General features: G+C 72.1%; 22 protein-coding genes and 2 pseudogenes. 8 read left to right on the top strand and 16 right to left on the bottom strand.

Annotated elements, in window-relative coordinates; genetic code table 11:
- The first annotated feature begins 13 nt into the window (after positions 1-13).
- Positions 14-1240: an RNA polymerase sigma factor gene (locus ABD332_RS44695; RefSeq protein ID WP_344510426.1), complete on the top strand. Its 1227-nt coding sequence runs from the start codon at positions 14-16 to the stop codon at positions 1238-1240.
- A gap of 86 nt (positions 1241-1326) precedes the next feature.
- Here the strand turns inward: ABD332_RS44695 and ABD332_RS44690 are convergent, their stop codons facing one another.
- The 6 genes from ABD332_RS44690 to ABD332_RS44665 are packed head-to-tail and all read right to left on the bottom strand — an operon-like array spanning position 1327 to position 7427.
- A complete protein-coding gene (locus tag ABD332_RS44690; protein WP_344510424.1) occupies positions 1327-2553 on the bottom strand; it encodes a glycosyl hydrolase in 1227 nt (408 codons plus the stop codon).
- Positions 2554-2593: 40 nt separating this feature from the next.
- Complete coding sequence (locus ABD332_RS44685) at positions 2594-3382, bottom strand: carbohydrate ABC transporter permease (RefSeq protein ID WP_344510465.1); 789 nt, start codon at positions 3380-3382, stop codon at positions 2594-2596.
- A 23-nt stretch (positions 3383-3405) separates the two neighbouring features.
- A complete protein-coding gene (locus tag ABD332_RS44680; protein ID WP_344510422.1) occupies positions 3406-4314 on the bottom strand; it encodes a carbohydrate ABC transporter permease in 909 nt (302 codons plus the stop codon).
- The gene (gene ngcE, locus ABD332_RS44675) at positions 4314-5732 is read right to left on the bottom strand and encodes an N-acetylglucosamine/diacetylchitobiose ABC transporter substrate-binding protein (protein WP_344510420.1); all 1419 of its coding nucleotides are present in this window, start codon (positions 5730-5732) and stop codon (positions 4314-4316) included. Before ngcE ends, ABD332_RS44680 begins: the two co-directional genes overlap by 1 nt.
- Before the next feature lie 16 nt (positions 5733-5748).
- A complete protein-coding gene (locus tag ABD332_RS44670) occupies positions 5749-6471 on the bottom strand; it encodes a sugar isomerase domain-containing protein (RefSeq protein ID WP_425552391.1) in 723 nt (240 codons plus the stop codon).
- A gap of 29 nt (positions 6472-6500) precedes the next feature.
- Positions 6501-7427 (bottom strand): MurR/RpiR family transcriptional regulator, encoded by a 927-nt coding sequence (locus ABD332_RS44665; RefSeq protein ID WP_425552388.1) that lies wholly within the window; start codon positions 7425-7427, stop codon positions 6501-6503.
- An 86-nt stretch (positions 7428-7513) separates the two neighbouring features.
- On the opposite strand from ABD332_RS44665, the gene ABD332_RS44660 reads away from it, so the two are divergent.
- Entirely contained in the window at positions 7514-8410 is an 897-nt protein-coding gene (locus tag ABD332_RS44660; RefSeq protein WP_344510416.1) for an N-acetylglucosamine kinase, read from the top strand.
- Here the strand turns inward: ABD332_RS44660 and ABD332_RS44655 are convergent.
- The 3 genes from ABD332_RS44655 to ABD332_RS44645 are packed head-to-tail and all read right to left on the bottom strand — an operon-like array spanning position 8374 to position 12352.
- Positions 8374-9459 (bottom strand): winged helix DNA-binding domain-containing protein, encoded by a 1086-nt coding sequence (locus ABD332_RS44655; protein WP_344510414.1) that lies wholly within the window; start codon positions 9457-9459, stop codon positions 8374-8376. The two genes, ABD332_RS44660 and ABD332_RS44655, sit on opposite strands and share 37 nt — an antisense overlap.
- An 11-nt stretch (positions 9460-9470) precedes the next feature.
- A complete protein-coding gene (locus tag ABD332_RS44650) occupies positions 9471-11483 on the bottom strand; it encodes a helicase-associated domain-containing protein (protein WP_344510412.1) in 2013 nt (670 codons plus the stop codon).
- 11 nt (positions 11484-11494) lie between these two features.
- A complete protein-coding gene (locus tag ABD332_RS44645) occupies positions 11495-12352 on the bottom strand; it encodes a CE1 family esterase (protein WP_344510410.1) in 858 nt (285 codons plus the stop codon).
- 276 nt (positions 12353-12628) lie between these two features.
- Between ABD332_RS44645 and ABD332_RS44640 the strand changes: the two genes are divergently transcribed.
- Positions 12629-13201 carry an LPXTG cell wall anchor domain-containing protein gene (locus ABD332_RS44640; RefSeq protein ID WP_344510408.1) on the top strand — a complete coding sequence of 191 codons (573 nt, stop codon included), beginning with the start codon at positions 12629-12631 and terminating at the stop codon, positions 13199-13201.
- 58 nt (positions 13202-13259) lie between these two features.
- On the opposite strand, the gene ABD332_RS44635 is transcribed toward ABD332_RS44640, so the two are convergent.
- Genes ABD332_RS44635 through ABD332_RS44620 form a run of 4 tightly spaced genes read right to left on the bottom strand, consistent with a single transcriptional unit; the run spans position 13260 to position 17130 of the window.
- The gene (locus tag ABD332_RS44635) at positions 13260-13634 is read right to left on the bottom strand and encodes a nuclear transport factor 2 family protein (RefSeq protein WP_344510406.1); all 375 of its coding nucleotides are present in this window, start codon (positions 13632-13634) and stop codon (positions 13260-13262) included.
- A gap of 37 nt (positions 13635-13671) precedes the next feature.
- Positions 13672-16059 (bottom strand): heavy metal translocating P-type ATPase, encoded by a 2388-nt coding sequence (locus ABD332_RS44630; RefSeq protein ID WP_344510404.1) that lies wholly within the window; start codon positions 16057-16059, stop codon positions 13672-13674.
- Positions 16046-16918, bottom strand: coding sequence for a hypothetical protein (locus tag ABD332_RS44625; protein WP_344510402.1), 873 nt, complete (start codon positions 16916-16918; stop codon positions 16046-16048). The genes ABD332_RS44630 and ABD332_RS44625 overlap by 14 nt, the downstream gene beginning before the upstream one ends.
- On the bottom strand, positions 16915-17130 hold the full coding sequence (locus ABD332_RS44620; protein WP_344510400.1) for a heavy-metal-associated domain-containing protein: 216 nt from the start codon (positions 17128-17130) through the stop codon (positions 16915-16917). The genes ABD332_RS44625 and ABD332_RS44620 overlap by 4 nt, the downstream gene beginning before the upstream one ends.
- Before the next feature lie 91 nt (positions 17131-17221).
- Between ABD332_RS44620 and ABD332_RS44615 the strand changes: the two genes are divergently transcribed.
- From ABD332_RS44615 to ABD332_RS44605, 3 genes are all read left to right on the top strand, one after another.
- Positions 17222-17515 carry a metal-sensitive transcriptional regulator gene (locus tag ABD332_RS44615; RefSeq protein WP_344510398.1) on the top strand — a complete coding sequence of 98 codons (294 nt, stop codon included), beginning with the start codon at positions 17222-17224 and terminating at the stop codon, positions 17513-17515.
- A 191-nt stretch (positions 17516-17706) separates the two neighbouring features.
- Positions 17707-19635, top strand: coding sequence for a discoidin domain-containing protein (locus tag ABD332_RS44610; RefSeq protein WP_344510396.1), 1929 nt, complete (start codon positions 17707-17709; stop codon positions 19633-19635).
- A gap of 69 nt (positions 19636-19704) precedes the next feature.
- Positions 19705-21636 (top strand): RICIN domain-containing protein, encoded by a 1932-nt coding sequence (locus ABD332_RS44605; RefSeq protein ID WP_344510394.1) that lies wholly within the window; start codon positions 19705-19707, stop codon positions 21634-21636.
- A gap of 53 nt (positions 21637-21689) precedes the next feature.
- Here the strand turns inward: ABD332_RS44605 and ABD332_RS44600 are convergent, their stop codons facing one another.
- The 3 genes and pseudogenes from ABD332_RS44600 to ABD332_RS44590 form a co-directional block, all read right to left on the bottom strand.
- On the bottom strand, positions 21690-22334 hold the full coding sequence (locus ABD332_RS44600; RefSeq protein ID WP_344510392.1) for a response regulator transcription factor: 645 nt from the start codon (positions 22332-22334) through the stop codon (positions 21690-21692).
- A 62-nt stretch (positions 22335-22396) separates the two neighbouring features.
- A pseudogene (locus tag ABD332_RS44595) lies at positions 22397-22804 on the bottom strand (sensor histidine kinase); the annotation flags it as partial.
- A 237-nt stretch (positions 22805-23041) separates the two neighbouring features.
- A pseudogene (locus tag ABD332_RS44590) lies at positions 23042-23440 on the bottom strand (histidine kinase); the annotation flags it as partial.
- Between the two features lie 162 nt (positions 23441-23602).
- Between ABD332_RS44590 and ABD332_RS44585 the strand changes: the two are divergent.
- Positions 23603-24325 carry an ABC transporter ATP-binding protein gene (locus ABD332_RS44585; protein WP_344510390.1) on the top strand — a complete coding sequence of 241 codons (723 nt, stop codon included), beginning with the start codon at positions 23603-23605 and terminating at the stop codon, positions 24323-24325.
- A 175-nt stretch (positions 24326-24500) separates the two neighbouring features.
- A complete protein-coding gene (locus tag ABD332_RS44580) occupies positions 24501-26825 on the top strand; it encodes an ABC transporter permease (protein WP_344510388.1) in 2325 nt (774 codons plus the stop codon).
- Positions 26826-26827: the final 2 nt, after the last annotated feature.

The following is a 26827-nucleotide window of genomic DNA, read 5'->3' as shown; positions in this document are numbered from 1 at the left end:
CTACGTTGGTGCCGTGACGCGAGCGGACACCCACCAGGCGATCGAGGCGGTCTGGCGGATCGAGGCGGCCAGGGTCATCGCCGGGGTCGCACGCATGGTCGGTGACGTCGGCCTCGCCGAGGAGCTGGCCCAGGACGCCCTCCTGGCGGCGCTGGAGCAGTGGCCGGCCGAGGGCGTGCCGCGCAACCCCGGCGCCTGGCTGATGACGACCGCGAAACGGCGGGCGATCGACCAGATCAGGCGCCGGGAGCGGTTCGAGGCCCGGATGCCCGACCTGCTGCACCCCGACACCGCCGAGGACGAGTTCGAGGCCATCGGCGAGGACACCATCGAGGACGACCTCCTCCGGTTGATCTTCACCGCCTGCCACCCGGCGCTCACCGCCGAGTCCCGGGTGGCGCTGACCCTGCGCGTGCTCGGCGGCCTGTCCACCGACGAGATCGCCCGCGCCTTCCTCGTCCCGGGCGCGACCGCCGGCCAGCGCATCAGCCGGGCCAAGAAGACCCTCGCCGACGCGCGGGTGCCCTTCGAGCTGCCCACCGGCGCCGACCGCGCGGCGCGGCTCGGCTCCGTCCTGGAGGTCATCTACCTCATCTTCAACGAGGGCTACTCCGCCACGGCCGGCGACGACTGGATGCGCCCGGCGCTGTGCGAGGAGGCGATGCGTCTCGGCCGCGTCCTGGCCGGCCTGATGCCGGCCGAGCCCGAGGTCCACGGCCTGCTCGCGCTCATGGAGATCCAGGCCTCCCGCTCCGCGGCCCGCACCGGCCCGTCCGGCGAGCCGATCGTGCTGCTGGAGCAGGACCGCTCGCGCTGGGACCGGCTCCTCATCAGCCGCGGCCTGGCCGCCCTGTCGACCGCGGAGAGCCTCGGCGGCGGCACGTACACTCTCCAGGCCGCGATCGCCGCCTGCCACGCCCGCGCCGCCACGGCCGCCGACACCGACTGGCACCGCATCGCCGCCCTGTACGCCGAGCTGCCCCCGTCCCCGGTCGTCGAGCTGAACCGTGCCGTCGCCGTCTCCATGGCCGACGGCCCCGCGGCCGGCCTGGCCGTCCTCGACCCGCTGCTGGAGGAGCCGTCGCTGCGTGGCTATCACCTCCTGCCCACCGTCCGCGCCGACTTCCTGCTCAAGCTCGGCCGCCGGGACGAGGCGAGGGCCGAGCTGGAGCGAGCCGCGTCGATGACCCGCAACGAGCGCGAACGCGCCCTCCTGCTGGACCGGGCGAGCGGCGTCTAGCGGGCGCCGGCCGGGGTGAGCGCCGTGCCGACCGACACGGCAGGGCGGACACCGGCGTTCGGTGCCCGCCCTGCCGCGTACCTAACTCAGCAGTGGCCGAGGTCTTCCCAGTTGGCGGTCCAGCCGGGTTCGGAGCCCTGCGTCCACCACTTGGCGCGCCACAGGTGCTTGCCCTGGCCCGAGGCGGGGCCGTTCGGGTCGCCGTACTTGCTCTTCTCGTGCTTCACGGTCTGGCCCGTGTTGTAGACGGCGCCGATCGACCACTCCGGGGCGGCGTTGCAGCTGGTGGCCGGAGGGGTGGAGACCGACGGCGACGCCGACGGGGACTTGGACGGTGACGCGGAGGTGGTGGGCGTGGCCGAGCCGGTCGGCGTCACGCACGGACCGGCCGAGTCGACCGTGTCGGTGAAGGCGTTGCCGGCCGAGCGGTACGCGCCCGCCTGGCTGGTCACCTGCGCCGGCGTGAGCACCTGGTTCTTGGCGAACAGGACCCAGTCGACCTGCTGGATGTAGGTCGACATCCCACCGGTGTGTGCCGCCGTGTCGATGAACCAGAGGTTCCAGTTGATGGTCATCGTCTGGCGGGGGTAGAACTTGCCGGAGTGGTCGCCCATCTGGACGCCGTCGATGTAGTAGATGACGTGCCCGTTCGCGACGGTGACCACCAGGTCGTGCCACCCGTCGAAGCTGCGCCGCTGCTCCGAGTGGACGTTGTCGGCGAACCAGGGTTCGTTGCGGTAGGTGTACCAGGTCGTCTGGTAGTTGATCGGACCCTGCTCGCCCCAGCCGCCGTTCGGCAGGTACTCCGAGATGTCCAGCTCGCTGTAGGTGGGGTCGAGGTCACCGTTGAGCGGGCTGATGGTGAAGAACGTCTCGTTGATGTGGTCGCCGTCGTTGCCGCTGACGGGCGTGTCGGTGAAGCGGACCCGGCTCGCGTAGGTGCCTTCGAGGTAGCGCTTCTGCGAGGAGTACAGCTCGGCCTGGTTGGTGCCGCCGCCGGTGCCGTCGGTGGAGGCCTGCAGCTGGAGCACCTTCTGACCGCCGTTGGTCGGGAAGGTGATGCTGTTGGCCGACCAGGTCGCGCCGGGCACGCCGGGACCGCCGGCGTAGGTGCGCGGCACCCACCCGTGACTGGTCAGCGTGGGGTCCGACGACGAGCTGTAGTTGAAGTCGTCGAACAGGTAGCCACAGTTGTTCGCCGCGGCCGCGGCGGTGCCGACGGTGGCCGCGGTGACGGCCACGGCACCTCCCGCACCGAGCAGCGCGACGCCGGCCGCGACGGTTGCCAGAGATCGACGCTTGCCAATGGACATGGGCACAGTCCTCCTTGAAGGGAAAGGAGTTTGACGGACCTTACTTGACCGCGCCGGCGGTCATACCGGCTCGGATGTGCCGTTGGAACGCGACGTAGGCGATGAGCACCGGCAGCATTGCGATGGTGAGACCGGCGAACAGACCGCTCCAGTCGCTGCGATACCCCTGACTGACCGACAGGGCGGCCAAACCCTGCGCCAGGACATACCGATCTGGGTCGGGGTTGAGGACCAGGGGGAGCAGGTACTGGTTCCAGAGCCCGAGGAAGTTGAAGATGCCGACGGCGACGAGACCGGGACGGGCCATGGGCAGCATGACGCGGAAGAACACCGCGCCGTGCGAGCAGCCGTCCAGGAACGCCGCCTCCGCCACCTCCGTGGGGAGCGTCTTGAAGAACGCGTGCAGGAAGAAGACCGTGAAGGGCACCGCGTACGCGGCGTAGACCAGGATCAGCCCCTGGTAGGTGCCGAGCAGACCGAGCTGCTGCACGACGAAGAACAGCGGCACCAGGGCCAGGAACACGGGGAAGAACATGGCCGCGACGAACACGTAGTAGATGAACCGGTTGCCGCGGAAGTCGTAGCGCGCCAGGGCGTAGGCGACCAGCGAGCCGAGCAGCATCGTGAGCAGCACGCCCCCGCCCACCACGATCAGGCTGTTGAAGAAGTACCTGCCGATGTTCGCCTGGCTCCACGCCCTGGCCCAGTTGCCCCACTGCGGATCCGTGGGCAGCGACCAGGGGCTGTTGAGGATGTCGTTGTCCTTCTTGAAGGAGCTGACGATCGCCCACAGCAGCGGCAGCGCGGTGACGACGCCCCACGCCAGCATCGCCAGGTGTACCGGAAAGCGCTTCACGACAGTTCCAACCGTTCTTTACGTCCCGAGCGCAGCGCGAGCACGGCGAGGGTCAGGGTGGCGAAGAACAGGGTGACCCCCATCGCGGAGGCGTAGCCGAACTTGCCGTAGGTGAAGGCGTTGCGGTAGAGCGAGAGCCCGATGACCTCGGTCGCGCCGTCGGGGCCGCCCGGCCCCGCGGTCATGACCTGCACGACCGCGAACCCGTCCAGCGCCCCGATGCTCAGGTAGACGAACGCGACCTGCACGGTGTCGCGGACCAGCGGCAGCGTCACCTTGCGGAAGGTCGCCCATCGGCCGGCACCGTCGAGCAGCGCCGCCTCGAAGAGCTCCTTCGGGATGCTGTCGATCGCCGCGCTGAACAGCACCATGTAGAAGCCCACCGACGACCAGATCAGCACCGCCATCACCGCCGGCAGTGCCAGCTGCGGATCGCCCAGCCAGCTGCGGGCCAGCCCGTCCAGGCCGACCGCCCGCAGCCCCCCGTTGAGCAGGCCGTTGGTCGGGTTGTAGACGAACCCCCACAGCACCGCGACGACCACGAGGGACAGCAGCTGCGGGAAGAAGTAGACGATCTGATAGACGCCCGCCCCGCGGATGGACGACCGGCCGCTGCTCCCGCCGAGGTGCAGCATGCTGGCCAGGAACAGACCCAGCGCGATGGTCACCAGGGGCACGCAGATCAGCATCACCGCGTTGTTGCGCACGGCGTCCAGGAAGAGAGAGTCGCCGCCGAGGCGGGCGTAGTTGCCCGCCCCGACGAAGTGCGCCTCGCCGGCCACGCCGGTCCAGTCGGTGAGCGAGAGGTAGAACGCCTGCCCATACGGTGACAGCACGAAGATGACGTGCAGCACCAGCGCCGGCGCCAGCGCACCGATGAGGAACCGGAGCCGACCGTGTTTCATCAGCGGGTGTACTTCTTGACGGAGCTGTCCTTGGCGATGGCGTCGGCGGCCTTCTGGATGCGGTCGGCCCACTCGGCCGGCGTGGCCCGCTTGTTGATCAGCTCGCCGGTGGCGTCGTCGACGGCCTTGGCCAGCGGCGCGTACCAGGTGCGGAAGCGGAACGTGAAGGCCTCCTTGCCGGCGGCCTTGACCGCGGCGCTGGTGGAGTCCAGACCGCTGGACAGGGTGAGCCCGTCGGTGGCGCCGACGACCGCGGGCAGCGTGCCGGCGCTCTCGGCGAAGCTCTTCGCCGACTGCTTCGAGAACAGGATCCGCAGGTATTCCATGCCGCCGGCGACGTTCTTGGCCTTGGCCGGCACGATGAAGGCCTCGCTGCTGGCGGCCTGGATCGCCGCGCCGCCCATCTTGTCCGAGGCGGTGCGGGCCGGCACGGCGCCCATCACCATGTCGAAGCCCTTGGGCGCGACGTCCTTCTGCTCGGCCTCGAGCCAGGAGCCGCAGGGGATGAACGCGGCCTTGCCCTGGCACCACGCGGCCTGCGACTCGGTGTGCGACAGCGCCTCCGAGCCCGCCATGATGTAGCCCTTCGCGGCGAGCTCGGCGAACGCCTCGGCGGCGGCCTTGAACGCGTCGGACTTCCAGGCGTTCGGCTGCAGGTTGTCCACGGCCTTGAGCAGGTCGGTGCCGCCGGTCTTCGCCGCCATGGTCAGCAGCGGGTCGTTCATGTACTCGGGGTACTTGCCCTGGTAGGTCCAGGGGGCGATGCCCGCGGCCTTGATCGTGGCGCAGAGCGCCATCATCTCGTCCCAGGTCTTCGGGTACGTCCAGCCCTTGCTGGCGAAGAGCGGCTTGCTGTACCAGAGACCCCACGCGGTGTAGGTGAAGTTGAGCACGAGCGTCGAGCCGTCGAAGGTGCCGTCCTCGATGACGCCCGGCAGCAGCGTGTCCTTGACCTTGACCGCCGGGTCGTCGAACGACGGCGCCTCCAGCAGGTCCTTGAGGTCCGACAGCTGCTTCGCGCCGACGAGCGTGGCGAGGTCGAGGCGGCCGGCGCCGGTGTTGTCCACGACGTCCGGCGGGGTGTTGGCGACGAAGCGCGGCTGCAGCGCCTCGCCGACCTTCTGGATGCCCTTGTGGTCGATCGTGGCCTTCGGGTACTTGGACGTGTACAGGCCCTCGGCCTTCTTCGCGTAGTCGTCGCCGTAGCCGCCCTTGAAGATGACGACCTCCAGCGGCGCGTCCTCCTTCACACCGAGCGGGTTGGTGGAGCTCTTGGCGCCGGTCTCGGCCTTGGCGTCGCTGTCCTTGCCGCTGGTCACACACGCGCTGAGCAGCGGGAGCGTGGCTCCCGCGGTGACCGCCGCACGCAGGACGGTCCGTCTTGTCGGGTACGGTTGGGCGAAGGGTGATGGGTTCATGACTGGGCCTTCTCTCCTAAGCGGTACGCCGGATGCGCCCGGCGTACCGCGCTTCGAGTGCTGCGTTGTGCTCCCGCCCGCCTGGAACGTTGTCGGACAGGTAGACCGGCGGCGTGACGCCGAGTGCCAGCAGCCGCGCCACCACTTCGGTGACGATCTGCTGGGCCAGCAGGGCCGCGGTGATCGAGGAGACGGCGCCGACCGCGCCGCCGCCCGGCAGGGGCAGCGACGCGTCGCCGTAGGGTGCCCCGTTGTCGAGGACCACGTCGGCGAAGTCGCTGAGCTTCATGCCGCTCTCGTGCCGCGAGTCGACGCGCGAGGAGTGCTCGAGCGACGTGATCGCGATGAGGGCGTGCCCGCGCTGCTTGACGAGCTGCGCCATCTCCACCACGGCGCCGTTGACGCCGGAGTTGGAGGCGATGACGAAGGTGTCGTCGGGCTTGACGGGGGCGAGGTCGTAGAGCCGGTGCGCGACGCTCGGCGTGCGCTCCAGCTGCGGGTCGGCGAGGACGGTCGACGGGTCGCCGCCGTAGAGGACGATGTCGCGTAGGGCGATCCTGTTGGTCGGCACGAGCCCTCCGGCGCGGCCGGCGATCTCCATCGCCAGGGCCTCGGAGTGCCCGCAGCCGAACGCCTGGATCACCCCGCCGGCCTGCAGCGTGGCGGTCATCAGGTCGGCGGCGTGCGCCACCTTCTCGCCCTGCGTGCTGGTGACCCGGTCGATGGCGGCGCGGATCACCTCGACGTAGTCCCCACTTCTGATGCTGGTCACAGCGGCTTTTCCCTCCGTGGTCGCTTGCGGTTGCTGTTCGTGTCGGGCACCCGGTGCGCGTCCACAGCGCGCACCGTGAGCTCCAGGGCCTCGGCGGTCCGTTCATAGGTGCGCTGCGCGACCGCCACGTAGATGAGGTCCAGGACCAGCAGTTGCGAGTGCAGTGCGGAGAGGGCCGCGACGCGGAAGGTGGTCTCGTGGACCGACGTCGTGAGCACCACGTCGGCGACCTCGGCGAGCGGCGAGCGGCCGAACGACGTCACCGCCACCGTCAGCGCGCCGTGGTCGGCGGCCTCGGCGAGGGTCTCGATCGCCTCGCGGGTGCGGCCGGAGTGCGACAGGCCGATCGCGACGTCGCCGGGGCCGAGCAGCGCGGCGTTGGTCAGCGCGGTGTGACTGTCCGACCGGTACCAGACCGGGACGCGGATGCGCTCCAGCCGGAAGGCCATCTCCCGGCCGGCGGTGCCGCTGCTGCCCAGCCCGAAGATCTCGACCCGCCCGGCGCCGGCGATCGCCGCGGCGACCCGCTCGACCTGCGCGACGTCGAGACCGGCGGCGGTCGCCTGGATCGCCCTGGTGTCCGCGGCGGTGATCACGTCGAGCACCCCGTCGAGGGGGTCGTCGGGCGCGATGTCGCCGCTGATGTCGGTCTCCCAGCGGGCCTGCTCGGCGCGGCCGGTCTCGGTCGCGATGGCGACCCGCAGGTTGGCGTAGCCTTTGAAGCCGAGCGTGCGGCTGAACCGGGTCACGGTCGCCGTGGAGGTGCCCGACCGCTCGGCGAGGTCGACGATGCTGGCGTGCGCCGCGGTCTCGGGGTCGTTGAGGATGGTCTCCGCGATCTTCCCGAGGGCATCCGGCATGGTCGGCCCCTCGATGCGCAGCCGCCCCAGCAGCCCGCCGCTCTCACCGGTCACTACGGTCATCCTTTTCATCGTCCCGTCTTGGCGATGAAAATTACGACCACTTCAACTTCTAGTCAATAAGCATTTTCTATGTTTCCATCATCGCCATGGTGCTCATCCTCGGGGTCGATGCCGGCGGTACGGCCTCCAAAGCGGTCGTCACCTCGGCCGACGGGACGGTCCTGGGGCGCGGGGCGGCAGGTGCCGGCAACCCGTCCGCTGTCGGGTCGGCGGCCGCGGTTGCGATCGGCGCGGCGGTCCGCGAGGCACTCGGCCCGCACGATCCGGGTGGGGTCGTCGCGGGCGTGGTGGGAGTCGCCGGGGTCAGCATCCTCGCTGATCCCGGCGTCGCCGCCGGCTTCGCCGACCAGTGGGCGGCCATCGGCCTGACCTGCCCGGTCCCCGTGGTCGCCGACGCGGTGACCGCCTACGCCGCGGGGTCCACCGCGGACCGGGGCGCCGTGCTGATCGCCGGCACCGGGGCGGTCGCGGCGCTGATCGACGGCACGGAGGTCGTGCGCGCCGCCGACGGCCTCGGCTGGCTGCTCGGCGACGAGGGCTCCGGCCTCTGGCTGGGCCTGCAGGCGGTCCGGCACGCGGCGCGGCACTGGTCGTCGTCGGGGCTCGCCGTCCGGGTGGCGCTGCACGCCGGCGTCACGTCCGCCGACGACCTCGTGCACTGGGCGCAGCGGCTGCCGCTCGGGTCGTTCGCCGCGCTCGCCCCGGTCGTGTGCGAGTTCGCCGCCGACGGTGACCCGGCCGCCGCCGCGATCGTGGCCGAGGGCGTGGACCGGCTGCTCCGCACGCTCGACGCCCTCGATGCCCCTGATGCGGCGGTGGTACTGGCGGGAGGGCTGCTCACCGGGCCGACGCCCGTCCGGGCGGGGGTGCTGGACGCCCTGCACGACCGTGGCGTGGAGGTCGGCACCGCCCATGACCCCGCCCTGGGCGCCGCCAGGCTGGCCGGTCAGCTCTGGTCGAGGCGCACCGTGACGTCGACCTGAAGGAACGCCTTCAGTCGGCCGGCCTCGGCCAGTACCGACGCCGCATCGTCATCGGTCAGCCGGCGGAACGGCGAGACGGTCAGGGCCTCGGCCGTCACCGACCAGATGCCCGCGACGAACCCGTCGACCAGGAAGGTGGGGTGGACCATCGAATAGCCCGGGCAGACCTTCGCGCGGTCCTCGTCGGCGATGATCCGGGTGCGGTCCTCGTGACTGAGCACCAGGTTGTCGAACTCCGGCAGGAAGCGCACCGGCGGCTCCTCGTCGCCGCCGCACACCGGCAGGTCCGGCAGGTCGAACAGCTCCTGCCCGCGCTCGTCGCGGTGGACCCGCAGCCGGTGCCGGTGCGCCTCGACGTCGTCGCGGAGCCGCTTCATCCCCGACCAGTTCTGCAGGTCCGCGACGCTCGCCGGGCCGCACGAGGCGAGGTACCGCCGCAGCAGCGTCCACACGTCCGGCCGCTGCTCCATCGGCCCGCCCAGCCAGTCCTCGGCGAGCGCGCAGGTCACGTGCCCGCGGCGGCGCCAGACCCCGGACGGCGGCGGGTGCACCAGGTTCTCCTGGAACTGCACGACCCAGGCCAGGGCGATCCCCTTGCGGCCGGGGAACCGCTCGCCGAGCGCCTTCGCCAGCTTGGGCCGGGTCATGGCCTGGCCGCGCAGGATGTCGCGCCCGGCCGCGCCGATGTCGGCGATGTCCAGCCCGGCGAACTCCTTGGCGAACGGCGACAGCCCGCCCGCCCCCAGCCGCTGCTTGAGCATGGGCCGCAGCCAGCGGTAGTCGGTGCCGGTGGTCAGGTGCTGGGTGCGCCGCAGCAGCCCGGCGCGCACGACCCGGCGGTCGGTGAGCGCCTCGACGAGATCCTCGTGCCGTGCCCGGCGGGTCCGGGTCCACAGGCCGACGTAGGGCGCGTCGACCTCCTGCGCCTGCACCGCGACGAGGTGCGCCACGATCTCGTCGACCGGGCGTGGATCGGGTTCGCCGTCGGGCGTCGTCAGCAGCTGGCGCTGCAGGTAGGTGCGGTTGAGCTGCCGCTTCGTGAGGATCACACCGGGTCACGCTAGTCGGCGTTGCGGTCAGGACCTGTCCTGAATCTGGTGATCTTGTCGAAGGCGATCGTGCCGTCGGCGTGCTCGCCCGCCGGGGCGTAGCCGGCCGCCCGCAGCGCCGCCAGGGTCTCCGCCACCGGCAGGACGCTGGCGTAGACGGTCGGGGCGAGCTCGGTCAGCCCCAGCCTGGCGAGGCTCTTCACCCGCGGCAGCTCCGCGAGCAGCGTCGGGTCGTCGCTGCGCAGCACGCACGCGACCGGGCGGACCCGCAGCGCCCCGTGCCGGCGGGCGAGGTCGGTGACCAGGTACTGCAGCGGCTGTGGGACCCGCCCGCCGGTCGCCGTCTCGCGCAGCGACGCGAGAAGCTCGTCGGCCGTCGCGCCGGTGTCGAACGCGCGGCGCACCGACGCCTCCGAGAAGCGCCAGGTGTGCCCGCCGCCGCGGGACTCCCGGTCGGCGGCGAGGTCGAGGAACGCGGCGAGCTGCGGCGCCGGCGCCCCGGTCGCGACGGCGGTCAGGTCGCTCTGCAGCAGCACCGTGCGCTGCGCGGCCGGGATGAGCCGCTCCAGCTCGGCCCGCAGCACGGGCCGCTGCGGGGTGCCGTCCAGGCCGGCCTCGGCGGCGAGGGCCCGGCACAGGGCGGTCGGCGCGTGCAGGGCGCCCAGCCCCATCAGCTCCAGCTCCCGCCACAGCATGGCCGTCGTCGGGTACGCCTCCTCGGCGTCCGCCCCGGTGAGCAGCGGCCGCATGTACATCTGCAGCGCGTTGACCCCGTCCAGCGACGGCAGCGCGTAGCCGCCCGGCAGGCCGTTGAGCAACGAGACGAGGCTGCGCCGCAGGATGCTCACGGCCTCGTCGCGCTCGGTCCGCAGCAGCACCGGCACCTGCGGGTCCAGCGGGATCGCGTCCATGACCAGCCAGGCGGTGAGCAGCTCGCCGTACTGCGCGGGCGGGTCGAGCTTCAACCAGTCGTCGTAGTACGCCGACGGCGCGATCCGGTTGTCCGTCACGCCGATCAGTCCGGTGACGGCGGCGAGCGTGAGCCACAGCCGCATGCCGGTCTCGTCGCCGCCGAGCGCCTTGCCGAGCCGGCGCAGCTCCCGCAGGCCGATCCCGCCGTCCTTCAGCATCGGCACCGGCGCCCGGCCGCACGCCTCCAGCAGGGCGGTGACGTGCGCGAGCGCGCCCCGGACCGCGGCGGCGCCGTCGCGCTCGACCATCTCGACGCTGACCTCGACCGGCACCTGCAGCGGCGGCGCCGGGTCGAAGTCGGCGCGGAAGCCCTCCCGCAGCACGACGCCGACCTCGCTCGGCAGCACCGCGGCCATGCCGACGGGGTTCCACATCAGCAGCCCGTGGTCGACGGCCCACCGCAGCGGCGTGGACCGGTTGGTGCGCAGCGCGCCCATCTGCCGCGGGTCGAAGAAGTACGGGTCGTCCTCGGCCAGCGACAGCAGCAGGTCCTTGGTGGCCTCCGGCGCCTGGGCGAACTTCGCGCGGACGGTCGACGCGTCGGCGAGGGCGGCGCAGACCGCGCCGAGCAGCGACGTGCGGTCCCGGCCGACGGGCGCGTCGAGGTTGTACGCCATGCGCTGCAGCCGGTCCAGCGGCAGCTGCACGAGCTCCAGGCGGGCCGACGGGCCGAAGCCGTAGCCGCCGACGATCACCTCGTGGATCGGCGCGGTGCGGATCCAGTCGCCGTCGGGCCAGGCGAGCGCGTGCCACTCCAGCCGTCCCAGCACCATGCCGAGGTCGGCGTCGTGCCCGGCCACGCCCAGCAGCCCGGCGAGGTCGGCGCGGCGGGTGCCGGCGGCGCGCAGCGACAGCGCCTCGGCGACCTGCAGCTCCGGCAGGCTGAGCGCGGCGACCGTCGCCGTCACCGTGGCGGGCTCCAGCAGCAGCGCCGCGAACTCCTTGAGGGCCTTCGCCCCGCGCGGCGCCGGCCCGTCGGGCAGGTGGACGGCGGCGAGCTCGGCCAGCCGCGGCTCGGGCAGGCCGGACAGGAAGTCGAGCATCGTCCTCATGGCGACCATCATCAGCGTCGCGGGTGCGCCACGAAAAATCTCCACAGCGTGTCGGTCGCCCCGATCTGCCCCGGCGCCTTGAGCTCGCCCACGGTCGCGCCGAACCACGCGTGTGCACCGCTGTCGATGACGTAGGCCTGCACGTCGCTGCCGTCCCCGCATCGCGTCGTCGTCCCGTGTACGCCCGGTGCCGGGCTCGTCTCCTTCGGTGCCTCGCAGCCGAGGCGCTGGCGCCAGGTGTCGACGCCGGTCGTGAAGGTGGCGGCCTGCGGGTCTGCGGCGCCGATGAGGGTCACCACCGACACCGGGGCCGCCGGCCGGTAGTCCGCCGCCTCGGTCCGGCCGCCGGCGAAGCCGCCGCTGACCGCGCCGATCGCGGCGAACACGCCCGGCGCCTCGACCGCGGCACGGTAGCTCAGGTCGGCGCCGTTGGAGACGCCGGCGAGGAACACCCGGCCGGGGTCGGCGTGCCACCGCTCGACGAGCAGCGCGGCGACGGCCTTGACGAAGCCGACGTCGTCCTGCACCCCGCAGCAGCCGAACGCGTTGAACTGCCCGCCGACGCCCTCCGGGTACGCGACGAGGAAGCCCTCCGCGTCGGCCTTCGCGTCGAACCCGGTCAGCTCCCGCATCGTGGCGCCGCTGCCGGGTTTGTGGTGCAGCGCGACGACCGCGGGCATGGTGCGCGCCGGGTCGTACCCCGGCGGCACGTGGAGCTGGAACGTGCGCTCCTTGTCACCGACGGTGACGGTCAGGGTGTGATCGCCCTTGCCTTGTGCCGCCGTCGCGGCCGGCGACGCCGGCGGTGCGTCCTTTGTGGAGCAGGCGGTGAGCATGATCAGCGCGAGCAGTGCGTAACCCCGTCTCATGCCTCGTCAGCGTAAGGGTGGTAGCGCATCTCCACCTGCCCGATCGCCCTCTGTCACGACGAATTTCATCGATCAAAAGTATTTTCCCGGATGAATCGCCCAAACCCGGACCAGTTCCAAATTTCCTGCCCCACAACGGCTGTCGCTCCCGCCCGCCTCGGTCTTATGTTGTCGGACGTCAAGTTTCGTAAGGTTGGAGTCGTCGTGGAAAACACGCTGTTCAGGAGGGTCGCGATCGGCACCGCCGCCGCGACCGTGGCCGTTGGGCTATCGACCATGTTCGCTTCGCCCGCCAGTGCGCACGCATCGGGGGCGTCCGGCTCCGCCGAGTGCGTTTCCGTCGGCGGCAAGTACGAGGTCACCTGGAAGCTGACCAACGACTACAACGCGATCGTCACGCTCAGTGATCTCAAGCTGGTGCTCGACCAGAACGCCACGACCGTCCTGTCGACCACCCAGGTCCCCACGACGATCGCCGCCAGCACCGGCAACCCGCTCACCCAGGTCTCGTTCACCTCGGTCGTCGATCGCCCCGCCACCAAGGTCAAGATCACGTACAAGGCCAAGTGGGCCGACGGCTTCGGCGCCGACGTCGCGAGCGGCTGGGTGTCGCTGACCGGCCCGTGCCCGTCGCCCTCCCCGTCGCCGTCGAAGTCCGCCACCCCGTCGCCGACCCCGTCCGCCTCGAAGCCGGCGACGCCGTCCGCGTCCCCCAGCCCGAGCCTGCCGGTGACCGGATCCAGCAGCACGCTGCCCCTGGTCGGCACGGGCGCCGCCCTCGTGGTTGGTGGCGCCGCCCTGGTCGCCACCCTGCGCCGTCGCCGGCGGGTCACCTTCACCGCCGAGTAGCCCATGACGTGGGAAGGGGGGCCTCCGGGCTCTCCCTTCCAGTTCGTCGCGGCGACTTTCAGAGCGTGAAGTAGTCGCGCAGGTGGGCGATCCGGCCGTCGCGGACGCGGAAGATCTGGACCAGGGACATGCCGCCCGCGTCGGTGAACGCGGTGTCGATCTCGGCGATGAAGACGTCAGGGTCGGCGGTGGCGTGCAGGACGTAGCGCGACCGTGCGACGTCGACGGCGGGGGTTGGGGCGGCCGGTCTTGCATACCAGGCGGCCATGCCGGCGCGGATCGCGTCGCGGCCCTCGAGACGGTGTGGGTACGGGCCGGCGGGCGGGACGAGCGGCGCCTCGAGGATGCCGTCGGGGGTGAAGAGGGCGGCCAGGGCGTCCGGGTCGCGGGAGAAGGCGCCGGCGTGGATGTAGCGCTGGAAGAGTTGCTCCATCCTCAATCGTAACCGGGCACCCGGGGCGGGCGCCCGGTCAGCCTGCCGGGGAGAGTGTCCCGGCGGGACGGGTCGGGGTGAAGCGGCGCAGGCGCAGGCTGTTCGCGACGACGAAGGCCGAGCTCAGCGCCATGGCGCCGCCGGCGATCATCGGGTTGAGCAGGCCCGCGGCGGCGAGGGGGACCGCGGCGATGTTGTAGGCGAACGCCCAGAACAGGTTGCCCTTGATCGTGGCCAGGGTGCGCCGGGCGAGGCGGATCGCGTCGGGGACGGCGGTCAGGTCGCCGCGGACCAGGGTGAGGTCGCCGGCCTCGATCGCGGCGTCGGTGCCGGTGCCCATCGACAGGCCCAGGTCGGCCTGGGCGAGGGCGGCCGCGTCGTTGACCCCGTCGCCGACCATCGCCACGACGCGGCCCTCGGCCTGGAGGCGGCGGACGACGTCGAGCTTGCCGGCGGGTAGGACCTCCGCGATGACCTCGTCGATGCCGACCTCCGCGGCCACCGCGTGCGCCACCGGGGCGGCGTCGCCGGTGAGGAGGACAGGGCGGAGCCCGAGGTCGCGGATCCGGCGTACGGCGGCGGCCGACGACGGCTTGACGGTGTCACCGACCTCGATCAACCCCCGCACGGCCCCGTCCCAGCCGACACCGACGACCGTCCCGGCCGAAGGCGCCCGGTCCGCCACTCTGGATGGCGCAGTGTCCGTCGCAGCGTCCGTCGCGGTGTCCGTCGCGGGGGAGGCCATGACGGCCGTCGCGGTGGCGGGTACGGCGGCCGTTGCAGTGGAAGGGGTGGCGGCCGTCCTGGTGGGAGGCGTGGTGGGAGGCGTGGTGGGAGGCGCGGTGGGAGGCGCGGTGGGAGGCGTGGCATCGGAGAACGGCGTCAGGCCTTGTGCGGCCAGGAACGACGGGCGGCCGACCCAGACGGTCCGGTCCTCGACGATGCCGCTGACCCCGTGGCCGGCGTGGCTGGAGAACGACGCGACGGCCGGCCGGGCCGAGGCCGGCACCGCGGCCGCGACGGCGCGCGCGATCGGGTGCTCGGAGGCGTGCTCGACCGCGGCGGCGAGCCGCAGCGAGGACGGGTCGCCGTGGACCGACAGGACGGACATGCGGCCGGTGGTGACGGTGCCGGTCTTGTCGAGCAGGACGGTGTCGACGCGACGGGTCGACTCGAGGACCTCCGGGCCGCGGATCAGGATGCCCAGCTGGGCGCCGCGCCCGGTGCCGACGAGCAGGGCCGTCGGCGTCGCCAGGCCGAGCGCGCAGGGGCAGGCGATGATCAGCACCGCGACCGCCGCGGTGAACGCCGAGGCCGCCGAGCCGCCGGTGCCGAGCCAGAAGCCGAGCGTGCCCACGGCGAGGGCGATCACGATCGGCACGAACACGCCGGCGACCCGGTCGGCGAGGCGCTGCACGTCGGCCTTGCCGCTCTGCGCCTCCTCGACGAGCCGCGCCATCTGGGCCAGCTGCGTGTCGGCGCCGGTCCGGCTCACCCGCACGACCAGGCGCCCGGACGTGTTGACGCAGCCGCCGACGACCGGGTCGCCCGGGCCGAGGTCGACGGGCATCGGCTCGCCGGTGAGCATGCTGACGTCGACCGCGGACGTGCCGTCGAGCACGACCCCGTCGGCGGCGACCTTCTCGCCGGGCCGGACGAGGATCGTGTCGCCGACGGCCAGCCGGTCGACGGGCGCGCGGTGCTCGGTGCCGTCGGCCGCCAATACCGCGGCATCCTTGGCACCGAGGGAGAGCAGCGCGCGCAGTGCGGCCCCGGCCCGGCGCTTGGCGCGCGCCTCGAAGTAGCGGCCTGCCAGGATGAACACCGTCACCCCGGCGGCGACCTCCAGGTAGATCGCGTCGGCACCGGCCGAGTGGGAGACCGTGAGCTCGAACGGGTGCCGCATGCCGGGCCGGCCCGCGTCGCCGAGGAACAGCGCGTAGAGCGACCAGAGGAACGCCGCCGCGGTGCCGACCGACACGAGCGTGTCCATCGTCGCCGCGCCGTGCCGCAGGTTGCGCAGCGCCGCCCGGTGAAACGGCCAGGCGCCCCACACGACGACCGGCGCCGCGAGCGTCAGCGACGCCCACTGCCACGACTCGAACTGCCACGCCGGCGCCATCGCGAGCAGGATCACCGGCACCGCGAGCGCCGCGCTGACCAGCAGCCGCTGCCGCGCCTCGGCGAGCGGGTCGGTTTCTTGTGAGGGCGCCGGCGCCGCAGGAACAGCGGCCGTGTAGCCGGTCTGCTCGACCGTGGCGATCAGGTCCGCCACCACCAGCGTCGGCGGGAAGACGACCCGGGCCTTCTCGGTTGCGTAGTTGACGCTCGCCGACACGCCGTCGAGCCGGTTCAGCTTCTTCTCGATCCGCGCCGCGCACGCCGCGCACGTCATGCCGCCGATGGTGAGCTCAGTTGTGGGCATGCCCGCCCCCGATCGCGGTCACGGTGAACTCCGCGGTGTGCACCGCGCCGCCGTGCTGGAACTGGAAGTACAGCCGGTGGGTCCCCGAAGCGGCGCCCTCGACCGCGAACCTGACCTCCGGTCCGCCGCCCGCGGGGCCGGTGGGGTGGACGTGCAGGTAGGCGAGGTCCCGTTCGGCGATCGCCACGAGGTGCCCGGCCGCCCCGAGATACGGCTGCAGGTCGGTGACCGGCCGCCCGTCCCGCTCGACCCGCAGGGCGACGCCGTCGTGGGTGTCGATGCGGACCGTGTACCCGTCGACGGCCGCGCTCGCGGAAGGCGGCGGCAGCGGCTCCGAGTGCGGCGCGCCGGGCACGGCGAGATCCGCCGTCAGGACGGTCGCCGCCGCGCCGGTCTCGGTGAAGTCGAAGTACGCCCGCCACGGCCCGCCGTCAGGCAGCGCCAGCGCCGCCCGCCAGGTCCCGTCCGCGTCCATGACCGGGTGCACGTGCTGGAACCCGGAGAGGTCCCGGCGCACCACGATCAGGTGCAGCGGCTTCTCGTGCACCGTCTCGAACCCGGTGACCGTCCGGCCCCCGGCTCCAGCGATCTTGAAGCCGATGTCGCCGCTGTACGGGTCGACCGCCACCGAATAGCCATGAGCGGCGGGACCGGACTGACCGGTGGCGGTCGGCGTCGCGGCCGGTCCGCCATGGCCACCGTGCCCGGCGCCCGGATCGCCACCGGCCTCCGGATGCGCCATGTCACCGGCCGGCTCGGCGACGGCGTCGGGCCCGACCAGCCGGCCCACCCCGAACGCCGCCCCGAACACCACCGCCAGGACCGCGCCGAACGCGGCGAGCCGGGCCGGCGTGTTCATGCCCTGAGCCCGACCACTTCGTAGCCGGCCTCGTCGACGGCGGCGCGGACGGCCTGCTCGTCGGTGGGTCCGTCGCTGGTCACCGTCACGGCACCGGCCTCCAGGTCGACCCGGACGTCCGTGACCCCGGGCACCTTCCCGACCTCGGTGCTGACCGCCTGCACGCAGTGCCCGCAGGTCATCCCCTTGACGGCGTAGGTCGTGGTGCTCATGTCGGCTCCTCCTGGTACGGATCGGGATACCCCCCACGGGTACCTGGCAAACGTAGCATACCCCCAGGGGGTGTGCGCTAGGATGGGTGACATGACCACCGCCACGCCTCGCGGGTACACCGCCACGAAGGACCAGCTCCAGGGCCGGCTGCGCCGCATCGAGGGCCAGGTCCGCGGCGTGGGGAAGATGGTCGACGAGGACCGCTACTGCATCGATGTGCTGACGCAGATCAGCGCCATCCAGGCGGCCCTCGACAAGGTCGCCCTCGGCCTGCTCGACGACCACGCCCGCCACTGCATGCAGCACGGCGCCGAGGAGGGCAAGGGCGAGGAGATGGCCACCGAGATGATGGCGGCCGTCGGCCGCCTCCTCCGCCGTGGCTGAGCGCTCCCGCGCCGCTTCTGTTTCATCCATGCGTTACATCGGGTAGCCAACCTGCCGATCTCACGGCCCGCGCCGAACGCGTCAAGCGCTTGAACTGCTCTTGACAATCGGTGCGGGCCGATGCTGTGCTGTCCTCCGCTTAGTTACATTGATGTTTCATTTGTTACATCGGTAGCTCCGGGAGAGACGCGATGCCACGACAGGTGTTACGGCTGGTGGCGGCCGGTGCCGCCGTCGCCGTCGGACTGACAGGATTCACGCAGGCGCAGGCCGGTGAGGCCGCTCCGTCGGCGCGGGTGTGGGTGACGACCGTCGACCAGACGGAGCTCATGCACGAGCGGGCCCCGATCGCCTTCACGAAGGCGGCAGCCGGCAACCCGAACGTCACGATCACCGTGGACCCCAGCCGCGAGTACCAGACCATGGACGGCTTCGGGGCGTCGATCACCGACTCCTCGGCCGCCGTGCTGTACCGGCTGAGCGCCACCGAACGCGACAAGGCCATGCGCGCACTGTTCGACCCGGCCAAGGGCGACGGCGTGAGCTTCCTGCGCCAGCCGATCGGCTCGTCGGACTTCACCGCCGCGAGCAGCCACTATTCGCTCGACGACGTGCCGGCCGGGCAGAAGGACTGGACGCTGTCGAAGTTCAGCATCGCCCGCGACCAGGCGCAGATCCTGCCGCTGCTGCGCCGGGCGAAGCAGCTCAACCCCCAGCTGAAGATCATGGCGACGCCGTGGAGCCCGCCGGCCTGGATGAAGGCCAACGACTCGCTCGTCGGCGGTTCGCTCATCGACGACCCGAAGATCTACGCCGTGTACGCCGCGTATCTGACCCGCTTCGTCCTCGCGTACACCGCCGCCGGGGTGCCGATCGACTACATCACGGTGCAGAACGAGCCGCAGAACGGCGGCGTCAACGGCTACCCGACGACCGCCATGCGGGTCGCCCAGGAGGCCAAGGTCATCGAGATCCTCGGCCCGCTGCTGCGGCTCTTCAGCCCGCGGACGAAGATCATCGGGTACGACCACAACTGGGCCACCCACCCCAACGACGTCGTCAACGTCCCGCCGGGGCAGGACCCCGAGACGGACTACCCGTACCAGCTGCTGCGCAGCCCCGCCGCGAAGTGGCTCGCCGGCACCGCGTACCACTGCTACTACGGCGAACCGGCCGCGCAGACCGCGCTGCACGACGCGTTCCCGACCAAGGGCATCTGGTTCACCGAGTGCTCCGGCTCGCACGGCGCGAACGACACGCCGGCGCAGTTCTTCCGCGACACGCTCAAGTGGCACGCCCGGACGATCGCCATCGGCACCACCCGCAACTGGGCGAAGTCCGCGGTCAACTGGAACATCGCGCTCGACTCGACGAACGGCCCGCACCTCGGCGGCTGCGACACGTGCACCGGCCTGATCACCGTCCAGCCGGACGGCACGTTCACCACCAACGCCGAGTACTACACGATCGGGCACCTGTCCCGCTTCGTGAAGCCCGGCGCCGTGCGGATCGCCAGCACCTCGTTCGGCACCACCGGCTGGAACGGCCAGATCATGGACGTCGCGTTCCGCAACCCCGACGGCTCCACGGCGCTGGTCGTGCACAACGAGAACGACGACCCGCGCACGTTCACCGTCGCGGCGGGCGACCGCACGTTCGACTACACGCTGCCCGGCGGCTCGCTCGCCACGTTCACCTGGCCCCGCAACCGGGTGTTCGACGACGGCCTCAAGCTGCTGTCGCTGAAGGGCGCCACCGCCACGTCGCTGCCCGCCTCGGCCTCGGCTGACGCGAAGCTGGCCGTGGACGAGGACGCCTCGACCCGTTGGTCCGCCGGCCAGGCGCAGGAGCCGGGCCAGTACCTGCAGGTCGACCTGGGCGGCAAGACCAGCTTCCGCCGGGTCGCCATCGACAGCGGCGGCAGCGTCGGCGACTACGCCCGCTCGTGGGAGCTCTCCGTCAGCGACGACGGCACCTCCTGGCGCGTCGTCGCCTCCGGAACGGGCACCGGCCAGCTCACCAACGTGGACGTGCAGGCCCGCGCCCGCTACGTGCGGGTGACGAACACGGGCAGCAGCGGCAGCTGGTGGAGCCTCGCCGACATCCGCCTGTACGCGTAGAAGCCGGACCGGGGTGGGGCCCCGCCCGCCCCACCCCGGTCTTTTCCCAACCCCCAGAAGGGACCCGCCATGTCCTCTCGGAAACGGCTCCTGGCGACGTGCGCCGCCGGCGCGCTGCTCGCCACCGGCGCCGCGCTCGTGGTCACCCAGGCGTCGCCCGCCCTCGCCGCCACCAACGCGAGCGTCTGGCTCACCACGCCGGACCGCGCCAACCAGCTCACGAAGAAGGCCGACGTCGCGTTCGGTACCGCGGGCAGCGGCTCGACGATCACCGTCAACGCCGGCACGACGTACCAGTCGATGGTCGGCTTCGGCGCGTCGTTCACCGACTCGTCCGCCAACCTCATCTACAACTCGTCGGCCCGCAACAGCATCATGAACGCGCTGTTCAACCCGTCGAGCGGGATCGGCCTGAGCTTCCTGCGCCAGCCGCTCGGCGCGTCGGACTTCTCGCTGAACTTCTACACGTACGACGACGGCAGCGCCGACCCGAGCCTGTCGCGGTTCTCGATCGCGCACGACCAGGCGTACATCCTCCCGCTGCTCACCCAGGCCCGTTCGCTGAACCCGCAGCTGTCCACGATGGTCGTGCCGTGGAGCGCGCCGGCCTGGATGAAGACCAACAACAACCTGGTCGGCGGGTCGCTGAGCACCAACTACGAGGGCACCTTCGCCGACTACCTGGTGAAGTCCGTCCAGGCGTACCAGGCGGCGGGCGTGCCGGTGCAGTACCTCAGCGTGCAGAACGAGCCGCAGTTCTCCCCGCCCGGCTACCCCGGCATGCTGATGTCGGCGTCGCAGCAGGCCGCGATCATCAACAACCTCGCGCCGAAGCTGTCCTCGGCCGGCCTCGGCACGAAGATCCTCGCCTGGGACCACAACTGGGACAACACGTCCTTCCCGCAGCAGGTCCTCGCCGCGACCGGCAACAACACCGCCGGCACCGCCTGGCACTGCTACGGCGGCAACCCCAGCGGGCAGAGCACCGTGCGCAACGCCTACCCGAACAAGGACATCTTCTTCACCGAGTGCTCCGGCACCGAGTCGGGCAACACGGCCAACACGTTCGCCGACTCGCTGCTGTGGCAGGGGCGCAACCTCGCCATCGGCGCCACCCGCAACTGGGCGAAGACCGTGACCATGTGGAACATGGCGCTCAACCCGTCGCACGGTCCCGTCATCGGCAGCTGCACCAACTGCATGGGCGTCGTCACCGTCAACGGCGGGAGCGTCACGTACAACGCCGAGTACTACGTGCTGGGGCACCTGGCGAAGTTCGTCAAGCCCGGCGCGGTCCGCGTCGACTCGACCAACTACGGCCAGGGTGGCATCGAGAACGTCGCCTTCCGCAACCCCGACGGCTCCATCGTGCTCGTCGCGGTGAACTCCGGCGGCGCCCAGAACTTCCAGGTCTCCTACGGCGGCGCGTCCTTCGGCTACAACCTGCCCGCCGGCTCCATGGCGACGTTCACCTGGCCCGGCGGCCCGGTCACCCCGACCTCGCAGCCGCCGACCTCCCAGCCGCCGACCTCGCAGCCGCCGGCCACCTCGATCGACCCCACCAAGTGGTACCAGGTGATCAACACCAACAGCGGCAAGTGCCTCGACGACGCCGGCTGGGGCACCGCCAACGGCACCGCCCTGCAGCAGTGGGCGTGCGGCGCGGCCGGCGCGACCAACCAGCAGCGGCAGTTCCGGCCCACCAGCAACGGCTACTACCAGGTCGTCAACCGTTACGCGCCGAGCCTGGTCTGGGACGTCAGCGGCGGCACCGGCTCCACGGGCGACGGCACCCAGGTGCACCTGTGGTCCTACGGCGGCGCCACCAACCAGCAGTGGCTGCCGGCGTCGCTCGGCGGTGGGAACTTCCGCTTCACCGCCCGCAACAGCGGCAAGTGCCTCGACGTCCGTGACGTCTCCACCGCCGACGGCGCGCTGCTGCAGCAGTGGTCGTGCACCGGCGGCGCGGCGCAGTCGTTCCGCCTGGTCGCCCAGGCCTGACCCCGTCCGATCCGGGTGGTCGTCGCCGCTTCTCCGGGCGGCGACCACCCCGGCTAGGTGTCCGGGTCGCCGGGTGTGATCAGGCCGCTCTCGTACGCCACGACCACCGCCTGCGCCCGGTCGCGCAGCGCCAGCTTGGTGAAGATCCTCGCCACGTGGGTCTTTACGGTCGCCTCGGCGAGGAACAGGGCCGCGGCCAGCTCGGCGTTGGACATGCCGCGCCCGATCAGCGTCAGGACCTCGCGCTCGCGCGGCGTCAGCCCGGTGATCGTGGCGTCGGTCTTCGGCGCGACGTCTTCCTGGTTGGCGAAGCGCTCCACCAGCCGCCGCGTGATGGACGGGGCGAGCAGCGCGTCACCGGTGCCGACGAGCCGGACCGCGTTGGCGAGATGGTCGGCGGTCACGTCCTTCAGCAGGAACCCGCTGGCACCGATCCGCAGGGCGGCGTACACGTACCGGTCGAGGTCGAACGTCGTCAGCATCAGCACGCGGCACTCCGGCCGGCGCTCCAGGATCCGCCGGGTCGCCTCCAGCCCGTCCATACCGGGCATGCGGATGTCCATCAGCACGACATCCGGCTCCAGCGCCGCGGCGACCTGCACCGCCTCCGCCCCGTCGGCGGCCTCCCCGACGACGTCGATGCCCCGGGCGGTCAGGATGAGGCGGAACCCGGTGCGGATCAGCTCCTGGTCATCCACCACGAGCACCCGCGGGTGTCCTGCGCTCTTGGAAGGCCCTGCGTTCACGGGGGGTTCTGCGTTCACGGGGGGTCCAACGGGATGCGGGCCCGGACGCGGTAGCCGCCGCCGAGCCGCCTGCGGGCGTCGAGGTCGCCGCCGTACACCGCCACCCTGGCCCGCAGCCCGGTCAGGCCACGCCCGGTGGTCTTGGCGGGTTTCTCGGCAGGACCCGCCTTCAGCACGCTCGGGCCGGTGTTGAGCACCTCCACCCGCAGCGAACGGTCCGCATACCGCACCGTCACCTCCGCCTTGCCGCCGTCACCGTACTTCAGCGCGTTCGTCAGGCCCTCCTGCACGATCCGGTACGCGGTCAGGTCCACTCCTGCCGGCAGTGGCCGCGGCTCGCCCGAGATGCGGACCTCGACCGGCAGCCCGGCGAACGCGACCCGGTCCACCAGCGCCGACAGCCGACTCAGGCTCGGCTGCGGCTCCAGGTCGTGGCCTCTGGTGCCGTACTGGTCCATGACGCCGTTCTGGCTCTTGGCACTGCCCTGGCTCGCGGCGCTGTTCTGGCTTTTTGCGTTGTTCTGGCCCGCGGCGCCCTTCTGGCTCGTGGTGCTGCTCTGGCTCGTGGTGCTGTTCTGGCTAGTGGCGCCGTGCTGGTCGTGGGTGCTCGCCTGGCTCGTGGCGCCGTGCTGGTCGTGGGTGCTCGCCTGGCTCGCGGCGCTGTGCTGGTCGTGGGTGCTCGCCTGGCTCATGGCGCCGTCCTGGCCGTCGGCGTCGGGTGCGAGCAGGCCCAACAGGTGGCGCAGCTCGGTCAGGGCGCCGCGGCCGGCGTCCTGCACGGCCCGCAGCGCGGTCGCCGCCTCATCGGGCATCGTGTCGAGCACCTCCCTGGCCGCGGACGCCTGCACGACCATGACGCTGACCGTGTGGCTGACGATGTCGTGCAGCTCCCTGGCGATCCTGGCCCGCTCGGCGCCGACCGCGGCCCGCGCGGCCGCCTCCCGCTCCCGCTCCAGCAGCCAGCCCCGCTCGCCGAGCGCCGCCGCGAGCCGCTTCCTGGTCCTCAGCAGCGCCGTCAGCAGGACCGCGGCTATGGCGCACGCGCACACCAGCGCGATGCCGAGCCAGGTCGCCGCTGAGGTCCACACCCGCCCACCTTGGCAGACGCGGCGCTCGTGCCGCATCGGCCAGGTGACCTACGCCCACGGTATGACCGCCCGCGCGGTGGGTGGACCCGTGGAAGGACGCGCCACGGCCGTGCCCGCTCTACGTTGCTTGGCATGAGTGGTGATGGGGACCGGGTCGTGGTGCGGCTCGACGGCGTGCGCAAGGAGTATGGCGACACGACCGCGCTCGACGGGGTGACGCTGGAGATCCGGGCGGGCGAGGCCGTCGCAGTCATGGGCCCGTCCGGCTGCGGCAAGTCCACGCTGCTCAACATGATCGCCGGGCTGGACCGCCCGACGGCCGGCGGCGTCACCGTCCACGACGAGGACCTGGGCCGGCTCACCGAGACCGGGCTCGCGCTCTTCCGCCGCAAGCGCATCGGCATGGTCTTCCAGTTCTTCAACCTGCTCGACGACCTGCCCGCGCTGGAGAATGTGGCCCTCGCCGCCCAGCTCACCGGGGTCTCCGCGAGGCAGGCCCGGCGGCGCGCGCTGGAGCTGTTCGACGAGCTCGGCATCGCCGACCGCCGCAATGCCTACCCTGCCGTGCTCAGTGGCGGCGAGCGGCAGCGGGTGGCGGTGGCCCGCGCCTTGATGAACCGGCCGGCCCTCCTGCTCGCCGACGAGCCCACGGGCGCACTCGACAGCCACGCCGGCGAGCAGGTGATGGACCTGCTGCTCGACCTCAACCAGATCGGCCAGACCCTCCTGCTCGTCACCCACGACGAGCGCATGGCTGAACGCTGCGCCAGCCGGGTCGTCTCCCTCGCCGACGGCCGCGTCGTCGGCGAGCGCAGCCTGTCCCTCGACGGCCGCGGACTGGAGCGCACCCCGTGACCGCCCCGAAGCGCAACGGAGAGGCACGAGCCGGAATCGCAGCCGCCGACTCGGCCCGGCGCCGGATCGTGTTTGCCGGCTCGCCTCGGCGCCGGACCGTGTTTGCCGGCTCGGGCCGGCACCGGATCGTGGTTGCGGGCTCGCGTCGGCGACGGATCGTGGCGGAGGTGACGGCATGAGCGCCGTCTGGCGGGCCGCGCGGGCCGCGGTGCGCCGGCGCCGGCTGCAGACGTTCGTCATCGGCGTCGTCGTGCTGTTCTCCGCCGCTACCCTCGTGGTCGCGCTGCGACTGCTGGACGCGTCGACGGCACCGTTCGAGCGGGTCTTCGCCGACCAGGCCGGTGCCCACGTCGTCGCCGTCTACGAGCCCGGCTCCGCCGGCGCCACGCCCACCGCACCGCCGGCCGGCACCACGGCTGCCGCCGGGCCGTTCGAGCAGGCGGTGCTGGCCGCGCCGACCGACGGCGCCCCGTTACACCTGCCCGACTCGATCACCGTCGTCGGCCGGGCCGACCCCGCCGGGCCGGTCGACCGGGTCGAGCTGTGGGACGGCCGCTGGGCGACCGCACCCGGCGAGATCGTGGTGGCGGACCTCCCGCCGGCGGCCGGTTACCACCCGCCGTCGCTGGTCGGGTCCGTGATCCAGCTGCGGGGCGCACCGCCGCTCACGGTCGTCGGTTTCGGTTACAGCGTCAGCCGCACCGCCGACGCGTGGGTCGCCCCCGCGCAGATGGCGCAGCTGCACCCGACCGCCGTCCAGATGCTGTACCGGCTGCCCGGCGAGCCGACCGAGCCGGCCGTCGACGCGTTCACCGCCGCGCTGCCGTCCGACGGCCTGCTCGCCACCAGCTCCTACCTGGTGATCAAGGAAGCGGTGAAGGCAGGTCCGGGTGCCTACGTGCCGTTCCTGATCGTCTTCGGGCTCCTCGGGCTGTTCGTCGCCGTCCTGGTCGTCGCCAACGTCGTCAGCGGGGCGGTCGTTTCCGGATACCGGCACATCGGAGTCCTCAAGGCCATCGGCTTCACCCCGGCGCAGGTCGTCGGCGTGTATCTGACGATGGTGTCCGTGCCGGCGGTGGTCGGCGGCGGGCTCGGCATCATCGGGGGCGAGTTCGCCGCACGGCCACTGCTGACGAACGCCTTCCAGGGCCTCGGCTTCCACGGCGACGTGGGCAACGGGCTGCGCGTGCAGATCGCCGCGCTCGCCGGGATCCTCCTCGTGGTGCTGCTCGCCGCGCTGCTGCCGGCGTTGCGGGCCCGACGGCTCCCGGCCGCCGAGGCGATCAGCGCCGGCAGCGCTCCCCGCACCGGCCGGGGGCTGCGGGTGCAGCGGTGGCTGAGCGGGGTCCGGCTGCCGCGCTCGGTGAGCCTCGGGCTGGGCCTGCCTTTCGCCCGGCCGGCCCGCACCGCCCTGACCGTCGCCGCGGTCGTGCTCGGCGTGACGACCGTGACGTTCGCGAGCGGTCTCGCCACCACCGTCTCGAGGTATTCGAGCATCGCCGACCGCAACGAGACGGCCCCGATCGCGGTCCGGCCAGGCAACCCGCGGTTTCAGCAGGCGACGACCACCCGCTCCGACGAGGACATCGAGCGGCTGCTGCGGTCGCTGCCTGGCACCCGGCACGTGACCGCCATGCTCGGGATCGACGTCACCGTCGCCGGGCAGACCCAGGCGGTCCCGGTGGACTTCCTGCGCGGCGACCACGACGAGGTGGGGTTGAAGGAGGCCATCGTCGCCGGACGGTGGCTGCGCGCCCCCGGCGAGATCGTCGTGCCCTCGGCGCTGCTGCACGAGCGCGGCATCCACCTCGGCGACCGGCTCACGCTCGAGCTCGACGGCCACCGCACCGAGGTGACCGTCGTCGGCGAGACCATGAGCGCCGCCGTCGGCGGCCCCGCCCTGATCACGACCTGGGAGACCCTGCAGCGGCTCGGCCCGCAGCAGCCGATCCCCAACCACGAGGTCATGTACGAGATCTCGCTCCTGCCGGGCACCGACATCCCCGCGTACCTCGCCTCCGTCCGCGCCGCCGACCCCGGCCTCGCCGCGTGGAGCAACGTGGGCGTCAATTCGTTCACGGTCTCGATGATCAGCCTGTCGACCGCGCTGTCGCTGATGCTCGGCGTCGTGGCCGCCTTGAGTGTTCTCAACACCGTCCTGCTCAACGTCCGCGAACGCCGCCGCGACCTCGGCATGCTCAAGTCCATCGGCATGACCCCCCGCCAGGTGGTCGTGATGACGGTGACGTCCATGGCCGGCCTCGGCCTCCTCGGCGGGCTCGTCGGCGTCCCCACCGGCGTCCTCGCCCATCGTCTCGTCGTCCCCATGGCAACCCGCGCCGCGAAGGTGGACATCCCACTGGCCCTGCTCAACGTCTGGCAGCCGGCCACCCTGCTGCTCCTGGCCCTCGCCGGCGCCGCGATCGCCGTCCTCGGCGCCCTCGTCCCGGCCCGCGCCGCCGCCCGCCTCACCATCTCCGAGGTCCTCCACACTGAATAACA

Origin of the sequence: Dactylosporangium maewongense, from assembly GCF_039531485.1 — a bacterium.
Taxonomy (GTDB): Bacteria; Actinomycetota; Actinomycetes; order Mycobacteriales; family Micromonosporaceae; genus Dactylosporangium; species Dactylosporangium maewongense.
Note: the sequence above shows the minus strand (reverse complement) of the source record. Positions and strands in the feature narration are given on the sequence as shown.

Coding starts and splice junctions, on each gene's coding strand:
- ABD332_RS44625 (WP_344510402.1), bottom strand. CDS start 16,918: ATGAACACGCCGGCCCGGCTCGCCGCGTTCGGCGCGGTCCTGGCGGTG.
- ABD332_RS44645 (WP_344510410.1), bottom strand. CDS start 12,352: ATGAGACGGGGTTACGCACTGCTCGCGCTGATCATGCTCACCGCCTGC.
- ABD332_RS44585 (WP_344510390.1), top strand. CDS start 23,603: ATGAGTGGTGATGGGGACCGGGTCGTGGTGCGGCTCGACGGCGTGCGC.
- ABD332_RS44650 (WP_344510412.1), bottom strand. CDS start 11,483: ATGAGGACGATGCTCGACTTCCTGTCCGGCCTGCCCGAGCCGCGGCTG.
- ABD332_RS44680 (WP_344510422.1), bottom strand. CDS start 4,314: ATGAAACACGGTCGGCTCCGGTTCCTCATCGGTGCGCTGGCGCCGGCG.
- ABD332_RS44620 (WP_344510400.1), bottom strand. CDS start 17,130: ATGAGCACCACGACCTACGCCGTCAAGGGGATGACCTGCGGGCACTGC.
- ABD332_RS44665 (WP_425552388.1), bottom strand. CDS start 7,427: ATGACCGTAGTGACCGGTGAGAGCGGCGGGCTGCTGGGGCGGCTGCGC.
- ABD332_RS44685 (WP_344510465.1), bottom strand. CDS start 3,382: ATGCTGGCGTGGGGCGTCGTCACCGCGCTGCCGCTGCTGTGGGCGATC.
- ABD332_RS44605 (WP_344510394.1), top strand. CDS start 19,705: ATGTCCTCTCGGAAACGGCTCCTGGCGACGTGCGCCGCCGGCGCGCTG.
- ngcE (WP_344510420.1), bottom strand. CDS start 5,732: ATGAACCCATCACCCTTCGCCCAACCGTACCCGACAAGACGGACCGTC.
- ABD332_RS44615 (WP_344510398.1), top strand. CDS start 17,222: ATGACCACCGCCACGCCTCGCGGGTACACCGCCACGAAGGACCAGCTC.
- ABD332_RS44580 (WP_344510388.1), top strand. CDS start 24,501: ATGAGCGCCGTCTGGCGGGCCGCGCGGGCCGCGGTGCGCCGGCGCCGG.
- ABD332_RS44610 (WP_344510396.1), top strand. CDS start 17,707: ATGCCACGACAGGTGTTACGGCTGGTGGCGGCCGGTGCCGCCGTCGCC.
- ABD332_RS44635 (WP_344510406.1), bottom strand. CDS start 13,634: ATGGAGCAACTCTTCCAGCGCTACATCCACGCCGGCGCCTTCTCCCGC.
- ABD332_RS44690 (WP_344510424.1), bottom strand. CDS start 2,553: ATGTCCATTGGCAAGCGTCGATCTCTGGCAACCGTCGCGGCCGGCGTC.
- ABD332_RS44630 (WP_344510404.1), bottom strand. CDS start 16,059: ATGCCCACAACTGAGCTCACCATCGGCGGCATGACGTGCGCGGCGTGC.
- ABD332_RS44640 (WP_344510408.1), top strand. CDS start 12,629: ATGTTCGCTTCGCCCGCCAGTGCGCACGCATCGGGGGCGTCCGGCTCC.
- ABD332_RS44660 (WP_344510416.1), top strand. CDS start 7,514: ATGGTGCTCATCCTCGGGGTCGATGCCGGCGGTACGGCCTCCAAAGCG.